The organism is Nocardia sp. NPDC059228, from assembly GCF_042754245.1.
In the GTDB taxonomy this organism is placed as follows: Bacteria; Actinomycetota; Actinomycetes; order Mycobacteriales; family Mycobacteriaceae; genus Nocardia.
Genome location: NZ_JBHZAL010000001.1, coordinates 520502 through 534538, shown reverse-complemented (window position 1 = coordinate 534538; position 14037 = coordinate 520502). Strand labels below are relative to the sequence as shown.

General features: G+C 69.8%; 10 protein-coding genes. 3 read left to right on the top strand and 7 right to left on the bottom strand.

Annotated elements, in window-relative coordinates; translation table 11 throughout:
* Positions 1-8: 8 nt before the first annotated feature.
* Genes ACFXKA_RS02350 through ACFXKA_RS02340 form a run of 3 tightly spaced genes read right to left on the bottom strand, consistent with a single transcriptional unit; the run spans position 9 to position 5471 of the window.
* Positions 9-3410: an SDR family NAD(P)-dependent oxidoreductase gene (locus ACFXKA_RS02350; protein ID WP_379425503.1), complete on the bottom strand. Its 3402-nt coding sequence runs from the start codon at positions 3408-3410 to the stop codon at positions 9-11.
* Positions 3403-4710 (bottom strand): polyketide synthase, encoded by a 1308-nt coding sequence (locus ACFXKA_RS02345; RefSeq protein WP_379425884.1) that lies wholly within the window; start codon positions 4708-4710, stop codon positions 3403-3405. Before ACFXKA_RS02345 ends, ACFXKA_RS02350 begins: the two co-directional genes overlap by 8 nt.
* Positions 4711-4715: 5 nt before the next feature.
* Positions 4716-5471 carry a thioesterase II family protein gene (locus tag ACFXKA_RS02340; RefSeq protein WP_379425502.1) on the bottom strand — a complete coding sequence of 252 codons (756 nt, stop codon included), beginning with the start codon at positions 5469-5471 and terminating at the stop codon, positions 4716-4718.
* A gap of 158 nt (positions 5472-5629) precedes the next feature.
* On the opposite strand from ACFXKA_RS02340, the gene ACFXKA_RS02335 reads away from it, so the two are divergent.
* On the top strand, positions 5630-6286 hold the full coding sequence (locus tag ACFXKA_RS02335; protein WP_379425500.1) for a GNAT family N-acetyltransferase: 657 nt from the start codon (positions 5630-5632) through the stop codon (positions 6284-6286).
* On the opposite strand, the gene ACFXKA_RS02330 is transcribed toward ACFXKA_RS02335, so the two are convergent.
* A complete protein-coding gene (locus tag ACFXKA_RS02330) occupies positions 6241-7557 on the bottom strand; it encodes a SidA/IucD/PvdA family monooxygenase (protein WP_379425498.1) in 1317 nt (438 codons plus the stop codon). The genes ACFXKA_RS02335 and ACFXKA_RS02330 overlap by 46 nt on opposite strands.
* A 136-nt stretch (positions 7558-7693) precedes the next feature.
* Between ACFXKA_RS02330 and ACFXKA_RS02325 the strand changes: the two genes are divergently transcribed.
* Positions 7694-8158, top strand: coding sequence for a hypothetical protein (locus ACFXKA_RS02325; RefSeq protein ID WP_379425497.1), 465 nt, complete (start codon positions 7694-7696; stop codon positions 8156-8158).
* Between the two features lie 102 nt (positions 8159-8260).
* Here the strand turns inward: ACFXKA_RS02325 and ACFXKA_RS02320 are convergent, their stop codons facing one another.
* The 3 genes from ACFXKA_RS02320 to ACFXKA_RS02310 all read right to left on the bottom strand — a co-directional run bounded on the left by ACFXKA_RS02320 (position 8261) and on the right by ACFXKA_RS02310 (position 12952).
* Positions 8261-9997, bottom strand: coding sequence for an ABC transporter ATP-binding protein (locus ACFXKA_RS02320; protein WP_379425495.1), 1737 nt, complete (start codon positions 9995-9997; stop codon positions 8261-8263).
* Positions 9994-11988: an ABC transporter ATP-binding protein gene (locus ACFXKA_RS02315; RefSeq protein ID WP_379425493.1), complete on the bottom strand. Its 1995-nt coding sequence runs from the start codon at positions 11986-11988 to the stop codon at positions 9994-9996. Before ACFXKA_RS02315 ends, ACFXKA_RS02320 begins: the two co-directional genes overlap by 4 nt.
* 94 nt (positions 11989-12082) lie before the next feature.
* Complete coding sequence (locus ACFXKA_RS02310; protein ID WP_379425491.1) at positions 12083-12952, bottom strand: DUF4190 domain-containing protein; 870 nt, start codon at positions 12950-12952, stop codon at positions 12083-12085.
* 79 nt (positions 12953-13031) lie between these two features.
* Here ACFXKA_RS02310 and ACFXKA_RS02305 point away from each other — a divergent pair, with 79 nt between their 5' ends.
* Positions 13032-14000: an RluA family pseudouridine synthase gene (locus tag ACFXKA_RS02305; RefSeq protein WP_379381539.1), complete on the top strand. Its 969-nt coding sequence runs from the start codon at positions 13032-13034 to the stop codon at positions 13998-14000.
* Positions 14001-14037 lie beyond the last annotated feature (37 nt).

Genomic DNA, 14037 nt, shown 5'->3' with positions numbered 1-14037 from the left:
CCCTAGCCCTAGTTGGTGTTCTCTGCCATCAGCAGCACGACATCGTCCAGCGACGCGCCGCCCAGGATCGCCGCGACCGGCAGCTCCCGATCCAGCGACGCCTGGACGCGCTTGCGGAAGTCCAAGGCCTGCAAGGAATCCAGGCCCAGTGCGACCAGCGGCGTGGAGCGGTCGATGGTGTCCCCGGCATCGATGCCCATCACCCGCTCGAGCTCGGCGAGCACCTGGTCCGCCAGCGGGCGGTCCGGTGCCGACGCCACCGGCTGATCAGCAGCGGGTGATGACGGATTCGTCTCTGTGACAGTCTGATTCGCGCACTCATCCGCTGCCGCATCCGCGATGCGCGGCGGCATGATCGTCTCGGGCTCCGGCACCTCCGACAGCACAGCAGCCTGGCCGAAGGCTCCCATGACATCACGCAGGAACGGCCAGTCGGCGGAGATCACCACCGCGTCGGTCGGCTGCCCGGCGAATCCCGCGGCGATGGCGTCGGCCGGATTCATGGGGTACACCCCCGCACCCTCGACCCGCGCCATACCCGCCGCATCCAGCGGACCCGCGACACTCCACAGGCCCCACTCCAGTGCGGAGCAATCGATCCCGCGCTCGCGCAGGCGGCGGGCGAGAATATCCAGCATCCGGTTGGTGACGGCATACAGAATCTGCCCGCGCCCACCGAGTGTCGCGGCCATGGACGAGCACAGCAGCACCCGGCCATTCGGACGCAACGGCACCGCGTCGAGCACCGCCTCCAGGCCCAGCACCTTCGACGCCGCGGCGGTGCCGACCATCTCGGCGGTGATCTCCTCGATACCGGCGTCCACATAGTTGACCGCCGCATGGACGAGCAGACTCACCGGCCGCTCCCCCAGCCCTGCCGCGAGGCGCACGACAGCATCCGCATCGTTGACATCACAGGCCGAGACCACGATCTCGGTGGCACCGAGCGTGCGCAGTCGCGCCACTTCCGCGGCAGCCGAACCGGATTCGCCGGACCGGCTCACCAGCGTGACCCGCCCGGCGCCCTGCCGCACGAAGTGCTCGGCGAACAACAGTCCGAGCTTGCCGGTGCCACCCACGATCAGCACATGATCGAGTTCAGCGGCCTCCCCCGGCACAGACTCGTCCGCGACCAACCGCTTGACGAACACCTTTCCGCCACGCAGCGCCACCTCCGGCTCACCCGCCGTATGCAGCGCCGCCACAATCCGATTCGCTTCTCTGACCCCCGCATCGGCCGCAAGATCCAGATGCCGGAACAGCACCCCGGGTTTCTCCACACCGACACACCGGAACCCGGACGCCACGGCCCCGTGGAACAACTGCGGCACCGTATCTTCCGGCACCACAACCTCACCCCCGACCGTCACCAGCCAGACCTCACCGCCCGCACGCACATCCGACACCGCGGACAGCCAGGTGCGCGCGGCGAAGAACTCCGTCAGCTCGGCCACCGCGTCCACGGCGGCCGACTCGGGCAGCGCGGGCCACAGAATCACCACGCTGTCGAAGTCCGCCTGCTGCCACGACTCCTGACCGGCGCCGAGGCCCGAGCCGGACAGCGTCGAGGCGGCTTCGGCGGCCAGCGCCTCGCTGAGCGCGCCCGGACCGGCGTTCTCCGCGGCGACCGCCGCCATCTCGGCCAGATCCAGCACCGCACCGACATCGAAGCGGCCGAATGCCTTGTGGCCCGAGGTCTCCCGTGCGAGGCCGCTCGAGGGTGATTGTGCCGTCGTGCCTCCGATCGTGGAGGGTTCACTCTGGTGCAAGGCCTCGCGTGCGCCGGCGGCCTGAGTTGTGCCCGCGACCGCCGTCGGCTCGAGGGCGATGGCGTTGGTGCCGTAGCGATCTGCCGCGGCGAGGAGGGCGGACAATTGGTCGGCGCAGCGGCCGGTGGGGTCGAGGAAGGCCAGGCGGCGGGGCGCGGTCAGGGTGCGGCGCTCCCAGGGGGTCCACTTCTCCACCAGGCGTTGGGGTTTGGGGACGGACGGGGTCGGCGGGTGCACTGTCTCGGGGGCATAGCCCGGGTCGGCCCACAAGCGCTTGGGATTCATGACCGTGTGGGGGAAGTCGCGCAGTGGGAGGGCCGGGGGCGCGTCGGTGCGCAGGGCGGTCCAGTCGTAGGCGAGGTCGTGGACGGCGATGGCGGCCAGGTTGCGGGTGAATTCGCGCAGGGAGGTGGCGGTGCGCAGGGAGGTGCCGAGGACCTTGAAGTCGCGGGGGCCGCGGGACGGGTCGCGCGGGACCAGGGAGAGGTTCTCCTGGAGGGCCAGTTGCAGGACGGGGTGTTCGACGACCTCGATGAGGGTGTCGATGCCGTCGGTGGCGGCGGCGACCACGGCGCGGTCGAAGCGGACCCGGTTGCGCAGGTTCCAGTACCAGTACTGTTCCTGGACCAGGTCTGCCGTGATGGGGGCGCCGAGAGTCGCCCCGTAGCAAGGGATGTCGGTGTCGGTGAAGGTCGGGTCACTCAGCTCGCCGCCGAGGAACCCTTCGAATTCTGCGCGCAGCTCCGCCACGATCGAGGTGTGCGCGGGGTAGGCGACGCCGATCTCGCGGGCGAAATGACCGCGCTCGGTGGCGGTGGCGACCATGTCGGCGATGGTGTCGCGGTCGCCGGAGATGGCCATGATGTGCGGGGCGTTCACCACCGACAGCTCGGCCCAGCCCGAGTGGCGGGCCAGGAGCGCCTCGCAGTCCTCGCGGTTCATGGCCAGCACGGCCATGGCGTAGCCGCGCGGCGAGAGACGCTCCACCAGGCGCGCGCGGTGGGTCACCACCAGCACGGCGTCACGCACCGACATGACCCGCGAGACCGCACCCGCGGCCAGCTCGCCCTGGCTGTGACCGATGGTGGCGGCCGGGCGCACGCCGGCGGCCTGCCACATGGCGGCCAGACCGGCCATATGGAACATCAAGGCGGGCTGCACCTCCCACACGGTGTCCTGGTACGCGCCCGTGGTGCCGAGCAGATAGTGCAGCGGCTGATCGTGGCCGAAGCGCTCGGCATGCACGGCCGCGCACTCGTCGACGGCGGCCCGGTAGTGCGGGGACAGGTCGTAGTACAGCGCGCCCATGCCGGGACGCTGACTGCCCTGACCGGGGAACACGAAGCCGATCCGGCGCACGGTCGCGGGACCGTCACCCAGCACCACTGCAGGATGCGAGGTCCCGTCGGCGATGGCGCGCAGGGCATCGAGCAGCTCCGCACGCCCGGTGACCATGGCCAGCGCCCGGTAGCGGCGGGCCGTGCGGGTGCGGAACAGCATGTCCGCCACCCGATCCGGGGCGACGGCGGGCCGCTGCTCCAGGTAGGCCAGGATGCCCGCGGCCTCGGCGCGCACGCCGTCGGCGGTGTCGGACGAGAGCAGGACGGGGATGCTGCCATCGGGCAGCCGGTGGCTACACATCGCTTTCCTCCAGCTCGGGCAGGCTCACGAGGGCGTGGGCATTGGTGCCCGCGACACCGAATGAGGACACCGCCGCGTATCGCAGGCCGTCCACGGCCGGCCAGGGTTCGAGTTCGGTGGCGAGCCGCAGAGTGGTCTCGGCCCAATCGATGTCGGCGGTCGGCCGGTCGGCGTGCAGGGTGGGCGGGATCTGCCCGTGCGCTCCTGCCAACAGCACCTTGATCAGGCCCAGGATTCCGGAGGCGGCCTGCGCGTGACCGGCATTGGACTTCACCGATCCCAGCCGCGCCCCCGCGGCGGACGGGAGACCGTAAGTGGCTGCGAGCGCGGCCAATTCGAGCGGATCACCCACCGGAGTACCGGTGCCGTGACCCTCGATGAGCCCGACCTGTCCGGCGGAAATCCCGGACACGGCCAGGGTGTCGCGGATGAGCCGCTCCTGCGCCGCGGCGCTCGGCACCGCGATCGGCGCGCCCTTGCCATTGTGGTTCACGCGCGAACCCAGCAGCCGCCCGTACACCCGATGCCCGAGCGCCCGAGCGCGCGATTCCCGTTCCAGCACAACGACTCCCGCGCCCTCACCCCACAGCGTGCCGGTGGCGTCGGCGGAGTAGGACCGGCAGTGGCCGTCGGCGGCCAGCGCATTGTTCTTGGAGAACTCGTAGAACGCGCCCGGCGAACCCATGACGCACACCCCGCCCGCCAGCGCCCACTCGCACTCCCCCGCCCGGATGGCGGCGGCCGCCTGATGCACGGCGGTGAGCGCGGACGCGCACGCGGTATCGACGGTGACCGACGGCCCGATCAGGCCCAGCCCGTGCGAGATCCGCCCGGCCACCGCACCCAGCGCGGTGCCGGTGGCCCGGTACCCGCTGTACTCGTTGACCGAGGCCACCCGCGGCCCGTACTCCATCACCGAGGCGCCCATCCAGCATCCGGCCGAATCACCGTCCACCGCACCGGGATTGATCCCGGCCTGCTCGAGCGCCCGCCAGGCCACCCGCAGGCCGGCCCGCTGTTGCGGATCCATGGCCACGGCCTCGCGCGGCGTGATGCCGAAGAACAGCGCATCGAAGTCGGTGGCGCCGGTGAGGAACCCGCCGGCGTCCGGCACCGCGCCCCAGCCCTCGCGCCGGTCCAGGGACAGCAATTCCGCCAGCGGCCATTCCCGATCACGAGGAAACGGGCCGAGCAATTCCCGCCCGGACGCCAGGGCCGCCCAGAATTCCGGCAGGGTGTCGATGCCACCGGGCGCCTCGATACCCATGCCGACGATCACAATGGGATCGCCGGAATCCAGCGCGCTCACGCGACGACACTCTTCTCGGCTACCAGCAGTTCGGCGATGCCGTCGACATGGTCGTTGAGATAGAAATGCCCGCCCGCGAACAGGGTGACCCGAATTCCGCCGCGGCTGTGGCTTTCCCACGCGTACAGATCACGCGGCGCGACGAATTCGTCCTCGTCCCCGCCCAGCACCAGGATCGGCGCGTCCACGGCAATATCCTGCGCGCACGAATACGCGTCGAAGGCACGGTAATCGGCCTTCATGACCGGCAGCGCCATACGTAGTACCTCGCGGCTCCCCAGCACCTCCGCACCGGTGCCATTGAGCGCCGACATGTGGTCGAGCAGGGCCTCGTCCTCGGTGGGATGCCCCGGCAGCGCGGCGACCCGGGCGGGTGCGGCGGCCGAGGAGGCGACCAGCAGTCGCACGCTCAGCCCCGCGGCCTCGGCCAGGCGGGCGAATTCGAACGCGATCACCGCGCCCATGCTGTGCCCGAAAATCGTGAGGGGAACACCGGTTTCATGCGCGGATTCCCGGAATTCGGCGAAAGCCCCGGCCGCGATGTCGGGCAGCGTTTCCAGAGCCGCCTCGCGGGCCCGGTCCTGACGGCCCGGGTACTGGAACACCACGACATCGAATTCGGCAGCCAGCGTCCGGGCGAAGACCCGATAGGCGGAGGCGCCCGCACCGGCGTGCGGGAAGATCAGCAGCGGTGGCGCGGATTCCGCACTCGGGGCCTGAAATTGCCTGATCCAGCCGAGTTCCCGTGGCATTTCCCGCATCTCTCCTACGCAACTGCCCGACCGCATTCGGCGTCGGTTCCGCTTGTCCCCCTTGCAATGTCCGGGCAACCGTAACATCGCCTACTTAGTATAGGCTAGCCTTACCAAGCAGGGTGATCAAGCTAACCGACGAACGGAGCGCCACAGCGATGAACCGGACGACCTACGTCCTCGCGCGCGAACTCACGGACCTTCCCGAGCACATCCGCCGCGCGCCCGCACCGGTGCTGCCCGAGTTCGCCGCACCGTTCACGCTGCGGCCGGTGGACGTCGGCTCCCGCGATCCGGAGACCATCACCGAGTGGATGCACCGGCCACACCTGCTCGAGACCTGGGAACAGGCCTGGGACGCCGATCGCCGCCGCGCCGACTGCACGGCCCAGCTGGCCGGAACCTTCTCCCGCCCGTGCATTCTCGAATACGACTTCGCCGCCCTGGACCGCCCCGACCTGGGCAACCGAGAGGTGGCGTATGTGGAGTTGTACCGCCCCGCCAAGGACGAGATCGCGCGCCTCTACGACGCCGACGCCCGCGACATGGGCTTCCACATCGCCACCGCGGACACGACGCTGCTGGGCCGCGGCGTCATGTCGGGCTGGATGCGCCTACTGGGGCAGGCGATCCTGGCCGCCGAACCCGAATGCCGCCGGCTGCTGTGCGAACCCGATCATCGCAACACCCCCATGCGGAAAGCGTTGGAGAAGATCGGGTGGCAGCACCTGGGCGACTTCGACATCCGGCCGGATCGGCGCATCGCGCTCTACGCGCTGCCACGCAGCGCCGCCGACCTGCCCGAGATCCGATAGCGCGGCGCGGGATTCACCGCCGGTTGCAGGATCCGGTCCGAAAGCTCGCCCAGACAGCTGAGATTCGGGAAGCCCGGACCCTGCGCCATGGCGGCCAGGTTCGGCAAGTACAGCTTGGCGTCCAGCCCGGACACCGCCAGGTCGAAGCCGATGGCCGCCTCGATGCGCGCGGTCTCCAACGGTCCGCCCACCGCCAGTTCGAGCAGATCGGTCGCGGCCGAATCGAACAGATCCAGGAACCACAGCGGCTGACCGCCAGTGGCGTCCACCACCAGATCGAAGGTGTGCACCTGATCGGCGCGCAGGTCGTTGCGCAGGGTGAGGGCGACCCGGTCGTCCTGGTCGGCGAGGTTCACCACCCGGCCCTGCAGATGGTGAACCCGGTTGTCCCCCAACAGGCTTTCCTGCACCCGCACCGAGAACACCCCGCGATCGGTGCGCCGGATGACATCGCGGCGCTCGGCCATGCCCAGGCCCGCCCACTTGGTCGGATCGCTGTAGAGCGAGTTCTCGAAATAGCTTTCACCACGCGTGTACAACGTCGCCTTGGGCGAGATCACCGAGACGGTGAGCATCTCGTGGCGAACCAGCTCGTCCAGCGCCGAACCCGCGGTCTCGCCGCCGCCGATCACCGCCACCCGCGAGGACGGGGGCAGTTCACGGCGGCCCGCCAGCTCCCAGAATTCGGAGATGCTGAGCACCTTCGGATGCTCGGCCAGTGCCCGGTCGCTGCGGCCGGGCCCGGTGATCATGACCGCGTCGCAATCGATCTCGTCCACGTGACCGGCGGTGACGTCAGTGCGGCCGGCAGTGTCGGCGACCGACACCAGCCAGCCGTCGGCCGCGGCGGCGATGCCGGTCACCGTGCCCTGGACCAGATCCAGGTCGATGCGCCGGGCCACCCACTGCAGGTATTTGGCCCACACGTGATGCTGGGGGCTGGGCCGGCCGCGGTCGATCCACTCGGCGTAGGTGCCGTGCTCGACCAGGAAGGCGGTCCAGCTGAAAGCCCGCATGGCCGCGTCGATCTCGCGGTTGTGGCCGCGCGCCCAGGTCGAGTGGTACGGGAAGCCGACGTCTTTCTCGGGGCTGGTGCCCAGGCGGTGCCGGCCGTCGGTCCAGCCGCCGGTGGGTAGCCAGTTGCCGCCGACCGTCTGCGCCTCGACCACGGTCACCCGCGGTGCGGGCAGGCCGAGTTCCCGCAGCACATGCGACTTGGCCGCTACCGCCAGGGCTTTCGGCCCCGCACCGACCACCAGAAGTGTCTCCACCGCTTCTCCGTCCCAGTTGCTCACTGTTGTCTGCCTCGCACAACCCACCAACCGCTTTAGGTTTGCATAGCCTTACCTTATATTGCTTGGCAGCGCTTGCGAAGCGCTCGTGACGAAAACGATTGGACTGGAAACCATGCCCCGTACCTCGCGCCTCCTCGGTGCCGCCCTCGCCACCGCCGCCCTGCTCGCCGGAACCGGCATCAGTGCCGTCACCGCAACGGCCGCACCGGCTTTCGCCCCCGTGCGCACCGCCGCCCCGAGCACCGGCGACCTGAAGGCCAAGCTGCAGACCGCCCTCAACACCGGTGCCCCGGCCGCCACCCGGGCCGCCGAGCTCGAGGCCGGCGAGGCCGGACTGCCGCTGCTGGACCAGATCGGCACCGCCATGAACGCCGCCCCGCCGAGCTTCCGCTGGACCATCCTGGGCCCGGTCACCGAGAACGGCGACACCCTCTCGGCCACCCTGCAGACGGCCGTGGACGGCTTCGATCCGTTCACCTTCCCGCTGACCTGGAAGCTCGTCGACGGCGACTGGAAGCTGTCCCGTGAGGGCGAGTGCACCGTCGCGAGCGTCGCGATGCTGCCCTGCAGCCTCTGACCCGTCGGCAATGACCCGCTGACCCGTCGGCAACGACTCTGACAATTCGAGAGTGACCCACCCGAACGGCCCCGGACTCGCGCGGAATCCGGGGCCGTCCGGCTACGCGGGCACCGGCGCCAGACGCCAGCCGGAGGCACGGGTGCGCTCGGTCCAGAAGGCGGCGTAGCGGCCGCCGAGCGAGAGCAACTCGGCGTGCGTACCGCGCTCGACGATGCGACCGCAGTCCATGAACAGGATCTGATCGGCGTGCGCGATGGTCGCGAGACGATGCGCCACCACGAGAACGGTTCTGCCACGGGTGAGTTCGTGCACACCGCGCACCACCGCCGCCTCGTTGTGCGGATCGAGGGCGCTCGTGGCCTCGTCCAGCAGCACGATCGGAGCAGCCTTGACCAGGGCGCGGGCAATCGAAACACGCTGGCGCTCACCACCGGACAGCGCGGAGCCGCCCTCGCCGACCGCGGTCTGCCACCCTTCGGGCAGCCGGTCGGCGATCTCGTCCACCCGCGCGACCTGGGCGGCCGCGAGGACCTCGGCCTCGGTCGCGTCTGGACGGCCCGCCCGGATGTTCTCCAGCACAGACCGATCGAAGAGGTAGACGTTCTGGAAGACCAGCGCGAGCCGGTTCAGCAGGGTCGCCGCCGGCTGCTCGCGCACATCGTGGCCGCCGACCAGGACACGACCGGAATCGGTGTCGTGGAAACGGGCGGCCAGGCGCAGCAGCGTGGATTTGCCCGCGCCGCTCGGACCCACGATGGCCGTCGTGGTTCCGGGTGCGGCGGTGAACGAGATGTCCTGCAGCACCGTCTTGTCCGGGCCGTAGCCGAAGCTGACCCGGTCGAACTCCACCTGCGGCGCACCTGGCGTCACCGGTGAATCCGGCTGCGGCAGTGCCGGTTCCGCCAGCAGCGCACTCACCCGGTCGGCCGCCGCGGCGGCGGAGCGCAGGGCGCCACCCAGCTGCGCGGCCTGGGTCAGCGGCTCGATGAAACGGGAACTCACCGCGATCAGGGCGATCGCCGCGGCGGCGGAGAGCGCGCCGTCGGTGGCCCGGCCCACCACCAGGTAGACCAGCACCAGGAAGACGGCCTGCACTACCAGCGAGAACACGATCAGGCCGGGCACCGCGGCGATCAGCAGGCCATTGGCGGCCCGGCGCTGGCGGGCCAATGCCGTGTCCAGCGCGCGATTACCAGCGCCGACCGCGCCCAGCGAACGCAGCACCGGTTGCGCCTGCGCGAATTCCAGCACCCGGGCGTTCGCCTCGGCGGCGGCCTCGTGCATGCGCTCATCGGCGGCGACATACGAGCGGTTGGCCCACAGATTCACCAGGAACAGCACCGGGGCCGTCACCAGCATGGCCAGCGAAATACGCCAGTCGACGACCAGCATGCCCACCGCCACACCGAGCGGAACCAGCACGCCGGTCAGCATTTTCGCCAGCAGATAGGCGATCAGGCCCTGCACCTCGCGGACATTCTCGACCATCACCCGCGACAGCTCCCCCGCGTGCCGGTCGTCGAACCAGCCCAGCGGCAGGGCATTCAGGTGATCACCGAGCCGGGTCTGCAAACCGTGCTGCATGCCCACGCCGACGCGCAGGCCCAGCACCGACTGAAGGTAACCGAACACCACGACCCCGGCGACGGCCAGCGCCAGCCACAGCGTCCACCACCAGGCCCGGCTCAGATCCTTGTCGAACAAGGCCTGCAAGACCGGCACCAGCAGCACATAGGCGGCGGCCTGCGACAGCGCCTGGACCACGATGGCCAGTAGCAGTCGCGGTGTCAGCCGCGCGAATTCGCCCGGCACCAGGCCGAGCACCTTGCGGATCATCGATTGCCCTCCTCAGCGGCGGCGGTGCGGCCGGCCTTCATCCCGGCTCGGCCGTCCCCGAGATCGCCTGCCACCGGGTCGGTTCCGTCCGGCCATGCGCCCGAAGGCCGATCGGCGCTCCCGGCGGCGCGGTCGGCGCCGGCGACGGCCTCCAGGGCCGCCTCATTGATTTCCCAGAGCCGCTGGTAGAGGCCGCCCGCGGTGTGCAGACCGGCGTGATCACCCTGTTCGACCAGGGTTCCGTTGTCCAGCACCAGGATTCGGTCCACGCCGGTGATGGTGTGCAGCCGGTGCGCGATGACCAGCACGGTGCGACCGGCCACCAGTTCGGCCAGCGCGTCCTGCACCGCCGCCTCGGATTCGGGATCGGCGAAGGCGGTGGCCTCGTCCAGCACCAGGATCGGGGTGTCGGCCAGCAGGGTGCGGGCGATCGAAAGCCGTTGCGCCTCACCACCGGACAGCACGGCGTCCACTCCGATCTCGGAGTCGTAGCCGCGCGGCAACGCCAGGATGCGGTCGTGGATGCGGGCCGCGCGGGCCGCGCGCTCCAGGGCCGCGGCATCGGCGTCGGGGCGGGCCAGGCGCAGATTGTCGGCGATGGTGCCGCGGATCAGCCGGACGTCCTGGAAGACGAATCCGACCGTGCGATAGAGCTCTTCGCTCGGGAAGTCGCGAATATCGCTGCCGCCGAGGGTGATCCGGCCCGCATCCACGTCGTAGAAGCGCGGCAGCAGCTTGGCCAGCGTCGACTTGCCGGAACCGCTCGGGCCCACCAGGGCGGTCATGGTGCCGGGCGCCAGCTCGAGGTCGAGATCGCGCAGCACCTGATGGTCGGCGCGGTAGCCGAAACTCACGCCCTCGAAACGGATCAGCCCGGCGGGAGCCTGCTGCGGTGCGGAATCGCCCGTGCCGGACGCCAATTCGGCGGTCTGCAGCAGATCGTGCAGCCGCAGCGCCGCGTCACCGGCCGTGCGCAGCGCCTGGGTGCCGTAGCCCAGACCCAGCAGCGAGCTGCCCAGCCCGAGCCCGACCAGCAGGAACGGCAGCACATCCAGCGGCTCGATCCACCCGAGGCCCACGCCCGCGAGCCCGGCCACCACGACCAGCAGCATGACGAACACCGGCGAGACCACCGTGTCCGAGATCGACTGCACCGTCATCACCGGCATTTTCAGCCGCCGCAGCCGCTCGGTCTGCTCCTCGACGGCGGCCCGGAACTCGCTGTGCGCCCGGCCGGCTCGCCCGAAAGCCCGCACCACCTGGATGCCATCCACGAATTCGACGGTCGCGGCGCGGGTGCGCTGCTCGGCGGCGTTGTAGGCCAGCAGGCGTTCGCGGCCGGGCTCGTCCAGCATCGCGCGCATGCACAGCGCGTAGACGACCAGCGGCAGCAGCAGAATGAGCGTCAGCCGCCAGTCCACGGTCGCCAGGTAGACCAGGGTGACCAGCGGGATCGTCACCGAACCGATGAAGTCCAGCCGCGCATGCGCCACCAGATAGTGCAGCGCCTCGACATCGTCCTGGAGGTACTTCTTCACCTCGGTGGAGGTGCGGGCGCCGAACCAGCCCAGCGGCACCCGGGTCAGCTTGTCGGCCAGCAGCCGGCGCAGGGTCAGCTGGTAGCGGGCATCCACGGCGTGCGACCAGGTCAGCGCGACCGCCTGCAGCACCGCCCGGACCACCAGCACCAGCACCGCGATCAGCAGCAGCCGCCACACCCGGTCGGTGTCGGGCGTATCCCGCAGCAGCTCACGGCAGGCCGAGACGATCAGCAGGAACGGCAACACCGAGCACACCGCGGCCACCGCCACGATCAGCCCGGCCACCGTGAGCGGCCCGCGCACCGGGGCGAGAATCTCCTTGCGCGCGGCGGCCTCTCGCCGCCGGCGCGCCTTCACCTCCGCTTTCACGCCGGGCCCGTCCGTGTCGGCTGCCGCCGGGCCCGGATCGATGGCGTGCGCCTCGACCGCGGGCGGTGACTCGACCGTCATCAGTCCGCCTCCCACCTTCCTCGGTCCGGCGCTCCCACGAACACCGGCGAAAAGATAGGTTAGGCTAACTTTTGCTGAACGACCATACCGTCGGTCAGCGCGGCACCTTTCCGGTCAACTTCTTGCCGTTCGCGTCGTGGACCATGCACGTCGCGCGGCCATTGAGCTTGTTCCACTGGGTCTCGTTGGCCGGGTAGAGAATGAAGGTCTCCAGCTGGTCGTACATCGAGCTCTTGCTCAGCTGCTTGTCGATCTCGTCCAGGCAGGCGTCATTGGCCTGCTGGAACGAGGCATCCAGCGAACCCGGCCAGGAACCGGTCAGATGCACCTGGGCGATCACCTCGGCATCGTGCGCGGAATCGCAGGGCAGCACGGTCACCTTGCGAATGTGGTTGTTCTCCTCGACGGTCTGCAGGCAGTCGCCGACCTTCACCTCGTCGACCGAGATGGAGGTGGGCGAATCCGGCAGGGCCGAGGTGCGGGTCGTATTGTCCTGTGACGCCGAGGTATCCGAGCCGTTCACCGCGCCCACGGCGAACAGGATCACGACGATCAGGGCCCACACGCCGGAGGCGACCAGGCCGCCGATGGCCAGCCCCTTGCCGTTCTGATTGCGCTGCTTGATCTGGGTCAGCGCGATGATGCCGAACGGGACGGCGAGCAGACACCCGCCGAGCAGACCGAGGAACAGCGCGGCGATGGCCAGGCCATTGGTGCCCTGCGGAGGCGGAGCCATCGGATAGCCCGGTGGCATCGGCTGATACCCGGGCGGGTAGCCGGGCTGACCGCCTTGGCTGTAATCCCACTGACCCGGCTGGCCGTAGGCGGGCTGGGCGTATCCCGGCTGCGGCTGGCCGTAGTCCGGTTGCGGGGGTTGTGGAATCTGACCGTAGTCCGGCTGACCGGGCTGACCCGGGTACCCTTGCGGCTGTTGGTCGTTCGGGTACACGAGACCCCCGATCACTCGTTCAGACCCGGACATTCCGGGCATCGGCCAACCGTACCCCCTGGTCCGGACAAACTCGGGGACTAGGGTTTGGCGAGTGAGACGCAGGCAGCAACCACCGCTACCCAAGCGGCACGGGCTGGACCCGGCCCGGTTGCGGCTACCCGAGGACGGCCACTGGGCGACCATTCGCGACCACCTCGTGGAGCGATTGCCGCGGGTGCGCCCCGAACGCATCGACGAACTGCTGTCCACCGGCGGCATCGTGGATCTGGACGGCCCGATCACCCTCGACACGCCCTACGCGCCGGGCGGAGCGGTGTGGTTCCACCGCGATCTGCCGGACGAGACCGAGGTTCCGTTCCCGATCGGCATCGTCTACCGCGACGACGACATCCTCGTCGCGGACAAGCCGCACTTCCTCTCGACCATCCCGCGCGGGCAGCACATTCTGCAGACCGCCCTGGTGAAACTGCGCCGCGACCTGGACCTGCCCGATCTGGTGCCCGCGCACCGGCTCGACCGGGTCACCGCCGGGCTGGTGCTGTTCATCGTGAATCCGGCGGTGCGCGGGGCGTATCAGACCATGTTCCACAAGCGGCTGGTGCACAAGGAGTACGAGGCCGTCGCGCGCTTCGATCCGGAGCTCGGACTGCCGCGCACGATCATCAGCCGGATCGTCAAGGAGCGGCAGGTGCTGCGCGCCTATGAGACCGCGGGCGAACCGAATGCGGAGACCCTCGTCGAATTGACCGAGCAGCGAGACGGATTGGGGCGCTACCGGCTCCGGCCGCGGACCGGGCGGACGCATCAGATCCGGCTGCATATGAACAGCCTCGGGGTCCCGATCCTCGGTGACGACTTCTATCCCGAACTCACCGACAAACCGGTCGACGACTACACCCGGCCACTGCAACTGCTGGCCTCGGCGCTGGAGTTCATCGATCCGATCACCCGGGAACCGCGCCGCTTCGACACCGCGCGCACGCTGCAGGCCTGGGACGATCCCGAGGGCTGGGCGAGCGGACGAGCGCCGGCCGCCGGGTATTCCGCACAGCGGGATTAACCACAATCGAAGGCCGTTCCAAGAATCCGCTCGTAGA